The 5,388-nt window shown below is 46.2% G+C and carries 2 protein-coding genes; both read left to right on the forward strand.

The genetic code is table 11. The features are described from left to right. Positions 1-370: 370 nt before the first annotated feature. Positions 371-4,951, forward strand: a complete 4,581-nt coding sequence (gene cas9, locus BN93_RS13265; RefSeq protein ID WP_019188798.1) for a type II CRISPR RNA-guided endonuclease Cas9 — start codon at positions 371-373, stop codon at positions 4,949-4,951. Then, on the forward strand, positions 4,951-5,388 hold a 438-nt coding region (locus BN93_RS13270), incomplete at its 3' end, for a CRISPR-associated endonuclease Cas1 (protein WP_019188799.1). The genes cas9 and BN93_RS13270, both read left to right, overlap by 1 nt.

The raw sequence follows: 5,388 nt of genomic DNA on the forward strand, positions 1-5,388 counted from the left end.
GAGCCCTGAGTGCGAAGACTGCACTCAGGGCTTGTTCGTTTTTGGGAGTTATTGAGGGTTTAAGTTTGTGAGTTAACGAGTTTGTGAGTTAGTGAATTGGTTAAGTTAGCGATAGTATATTATTTATAGGCTAACTTTTTTAGTTGGATTGTTGTTTGTTTTGAAATTTATGTTTATTTTTGCCTTAATAAAGGCAAAGCACTTTGTTAGCGATGGTAGCATACAATAAAAAAAGGCGGATGCTATGAGGTTTCCCTAATAACACCCGGCTTATTTGTTTCACAACGGAATAATCCTTATTGTGATTTGCTTGAAATCGTGATGCAAATTTAATGATAATATTGCTAACTGCAAAACAAATTTCTATAAAATGAAAAATATTTTAGGTTTAGACCTCGGCACGAATAGTGTTGGCTGGGCTTTGATTTCTGTTGACGAGAATGGCAATCTAGTGAAGGACATCCGCTTGGGAAGTCGTATCATTCCCATGAGTCAGGATGTATTGGGTAAGTTCGATTCGGGAGTTACCGTGTCGCAGACGGCCGAACGCACTGAGTATCGCAGCCATCGCCGTTTGTTAGAACGTGCACTCTTGCGCCGAGAACGTCTTCATCGTGTTCTTCACCTGTTGGGCTTCTTGCCAGAACACTATGCTGCGTGCATTGGATGGGATAGAAAAGATAACGCCACTTATGGCAAGTTCTTGCCCGAAACAGAACCTAAACTAGCTTGGCGAAAGGTAGGCGATGGGGGCTATCGATTTGTTTTCATGCAGTCGTTCGAAGAGATGCTCCACGATTTCAATGCAAGCCAACCATCCCTCGTTTCCAACGACAAACGCATTCCATTGGATTGGACACTGTATTATCTGCGTACGAAGGCCTTGACAAAGCCAATTGCCAAGGAAGAGTTGGCTTGGATATTGCTTAATTTCAACCAAAAACGCGGCTATTACCAGCTGCGAGGTGAGGAAGAAGAGGAAACACCAAGTAAGCGCGTGGAATATCATGAGCTAAAAGTGGTGAAAGTGGAAGCAACCGGCGAAGGTAAGGGCGGCAATGTTTGGTATAACGTGCTTTTAGAGAATGGCTGGGTTTATCGCAGGCAAAGCAAGTATTCGCTAGACAAGTGGTTGGGACAAACGCTTCCGTTTATCGTCACTACCGATTTAGAGGCAGATGGCGTTACTCCCAAACGCGATAAAGAAGGTAATGTGAAACGTTCGTTTAGGTCGCCAAAAGAAGATGATTGGACACTGGTTAAGAAACGAACCGAAGACCATTTGGAAAAATCGGGCTTAACCGTGGGCGCATTTATCTATCAACACCTATTGGCAGACCCCTCAGAAAAGGTGCGCGGACAACTTGTGCGCACTATCGACCGCAAATATTACAAGCGCGAATTGCAAGCGATAATAGCCAAGCAGATGGAGTTTCATCCTGAATTGCGTGATGCCGAATTGCTGAAAGCATGTGCCGAAGAGCTCTATCGGAACAACGAGGCACACCGCGCACAGCTTCTTGCAAAAGACTTTAAGCACTTGCTTGTAGAAGACGTGCTGTTTTATCAGCGTCCGCTGAAAAGCAAAAATTCGCTTATAGCCAACTGTCCGTACGAAACCCGCCAATATATTAATAAGGAAACGGGAGAAATAAAGGATGTGAACGTGAAGTGCATTGCCAAGTCTAACCCTTATTTCCAAGAGTTCAGATTGTGGCAATGGATAAGCAACCTTAGACTTCTGCGCCAAGCCGATGGTCAGGACGTAACCGCAGCGTACATAAAGGGCAATGAAGACAAGGAGCGATTGTTCGACCTGCTCAACAACCAAGGCGAAATAAAGCAAGAACACATTTTGCGCGACTTCTTGAAATTGAAGAAACCAAAGGGTGGCGAATTCCCCCTGCGTTGGAACTATGTAGACGACAAAATTTACCCTGCCAACGAAACGCGCCATGCCATTAACAAAGCCATTAAGGGCATGGCCGTGGATAATGGGGAGAAAGAAACGCTTGGGCAATTGTTTGTTCAGCCCGCCGTGGAATATATGCTTTGGAACTTGCTCTACTCCATTACCGACCGCAACGAGCTTGCCAGTGCCCTGCGCCGTTTTGCCCTTACGCATGGTGTTTCTTCTGTAGATGCCTTTGTGGAATCATTTTTGAAGGTGAAACCCTTTAAGAAAGAGTATGGTGCCTATTCGGAGAAAGCCACCAAAAAGCTGTTACAAGTAATGCGACTGGGCAAGTATTGGTGCGGTGACGAATTGCCCGAACCTGCTAAGCGGACGAAAGGCAATAAGCAAGCCGTGTACGATGAAATGGCTAATCGGGGCATTTGCAAGCAAACCTTGCAAAACATCAGCAACATCATCGAAGAGAATATAGACGAGCGGTTGATGGGTGCGCTTATTAATCCCCAAAGACCCTTAACGGCTCTGTCTCATTTCCAAGGTCTATCCGTTTCGGATGCTTGTTATGTGGTGTACGGCCGACATTCGGAAGTGGCCGAGATAGTGAAGTGGAAAGATGCAGGCGAGCTAAACACCTTCATCAACAACTTTAAGCAACATTCTATGCGCAACCCCATTGTGGAGCAATGTGTGCTAGAAACTTTGCGTACTGTTCGCGATGTGTGGAAACAGGAAGGGCAGATAGACGAGATACACGTTGAGCTTGGTCGCAATATGAAACGAACGGCCGAACAACGGGCGCGCGACACCCAGGCCATACAGCGCAACGAAAACACCAACATGCGCATAAGCTTGTTGCTTACCGAATTGAAGAACGATCCCAGCATCAGCGATGTTCGGCCTTATTCACCTTCGCAACGCGAATTGCTGAAAATATACGAAGAGGGCGCATTGGAGAACTTAACCAACCAAGACGAAGACATCGCTAAGATTTCTCGTTTGGCACAACCATCCGCTAGCGAACTGCGGCGATATAAGCTGTGGCTCGACCAAAAGTATGTGTCGCCATATACAGGCCGGCCCATCCCTTTGGCCAAGCTGTTTACCCCTGCCTACGAAATTGAACACATTATTCCGCAGAGTCGTTATTTCGACAATTCGTTCTCTAATAAGGTTATTTGTGAGGCCGAGGTAAATAAGCTCAAAGATAACCTTTTGGGTATGGAGTTCATTAAGCAATTTGGTGGAAAACAAAAGGGCATCCTTGACGAGGATGCCTACAAGCAGCATGTGACGACTAACTATGCCCATAACCCCGCAAAGCGAAGCAAGCTGTTGATGGAAGACTTGCCCACGGATTTTAATTCGCGACAGCTCAACGACACACGCTATATCAGTAAAACGGTGATGGCCCTGCTTTCTAATGTGGTTAGAGAAGAAGGAGAACGAGAAACGCGTTCGAAACATGTGGTGGTGTGTACGGGCGGCGTTACCGATACGCTGAAAAAAGATTGGGGCTTGCACGATGTGTGGCACAATTTGGTTTATCCACGTTTCATCAGGCTTAACAATCTTACAGGTACTCAGAACTTTGGGTATTGGAGAGCGTTGGATGAGGAGAATAAAAAGCAAGGAGAAGATAGTAAGAAGGTGTTCCAAATCACTTTACCTCCTGAATGCCAACGCGGATTTGTGAAAAAACGTATCGACCATCGTCACCATGCTATGGATGCGCTGGTTATCGCCTGCGCATCGGCCAACATTGTTAATTATCTCAATAATCAATCGGCTGCCAGTCCCAATGCTCACCAAGACCTTCGCCGCCTGCTGTGCGACGTAAAACGCAGGATAAGAAAACCTTGGCCAACCTTTACGCAGGATGCCCAAGCGGCACTTGAAGACCTCGTTGTTAGCTTTAAAAATACGGTTCGCGTGGTGAATAAGGCCTCCAACACGTATCTCCGTTACGATAAGGATGGGAAGAAGAAACGATTTAAGCAAGAGGGTGAGGGGCTGAAAGCCATCAGGAAACCCATGCACAAGGAAACCTACTACGGCGAGGTGAACCTTATCAAGAAAGAAATGCTGCCTTTGAAACGCGCTTTGGGAGATGTTAACGGCATTGTAGACAAGGAATTGCGTGCCTGCATAAAGGGTCTTCTGCGTGATGGTTTTAACCTCCAACAGGTGTTGGCCAACTTTAAAGCTAAGGACTTTAAGTTTAATAAGCGCGATATAAAGAAGGTGGAAGTGTATGTTAGTTCGGCAAAATCTACGCCAATGGTAGCCACGCGCAAGCCGTTAGATACGTCTTTCAATGCCAAACGCATTGCCGACATTACCGACACGGGCATTCAAAAGATTTTGCTAAACTATTTAAAGGCAAACGATAATTCTCCCGAACAGGCCTTTACGCCCGAAGGTATTGCCTATTTGAACGAGCATATTGCCGAGTATAACAACGGGAAACCCCATCAACCCATATTGAAGGTGCGTGTATCGGAGGTTATGGGAGCTAAGTTTGCTGTGGGACAGACGGGTTCGAAGAAAACTAAATTTGTTGAAGCACAGTCTGGAACCAACCTTTATTTCGCTATTTATGAGGATAAGGAGGGAAAACGGCACTTTGAAACCATTACCCTTAACGTAGCGGCCGAAAGGTTGAAAACGGGGCAAACGCCTGTTCCCGAAACCAATGGAGCGGGGATACCCCTTAAATTCTACCTTTCGCCGAACGACTTGGTGTATGTTCCCACAGACGAAGACCGCGCCGCAGCGCATCCCTCAATAGACAAACGGAGGATATATAAGATGGTGAGTGCAACGGATGTGAATTGTTTCTTCTTGCCATTCGAAGTAGCATCTACTATATATAATAAGGTGGAGTTCGAATCCATGAATAAAATGGGACGCGCAATAGACATCATGGAATATTCGGACAATTGTGATGTTTCCACCATTGATAAACAAATGATAAAGGACGTATGCTGGAAGTTGGAAGTAGACCGATTAGGTAACATCACAAAAATCGTGAGGTAATGATTAAGAAGACACTCTGTTTCACCAATCCCGCCTATCTAAGTCTACACCAATGCCAGTTGGTTATCCGACTGCCCGAAGTGGTGGAGAACGAAAACCTGAGTAACGTGCTGAGAGAACAGGTCGAGCGCACCATCCCAGTGGAAGACATTGGGGTGGTGGTGCTCGACCATCGGCGCATAACCATCACTTCGGGTGTGCTCGATGCCTTGCTCGAAAACAATTGTGCCGTGATAACCTGCAATGCACAAGGCCACCCCGTGGGCCTACTTCTGCCCCTTAGTGTCAACACCTTGCAAAGCGAACGCTTTCGAGAGCAGATCGCGTCTTCGTTGCCTTTGCGCAAACAGCTTTGGCAACAAACCATCAAACAGAAGATAACCAATCAAGCTGCAGTTTTACGGAGCGTTACGGGTAACGACGAAAAGTGCATGCAG

The organism is Prevotella conceptionensis 9403948 (assembly GCF_000312305.1).
Taxonomy (GTDB): Bacteria; Bacteroidota; Bacteroidia; order Bacteroidales; family Bacteroidaceae; genus Prevotella; species Prevotella conceptionensis.

Excerpts from the sequence above, each read along its gene's own strand:
- cas9 (WP_019188798.1), top strand. The coding sequence starts at position 371 with ATGAAAAATATTTTAGGTTTAGACCTCGGCACGAATAGTGTTGGCTGG.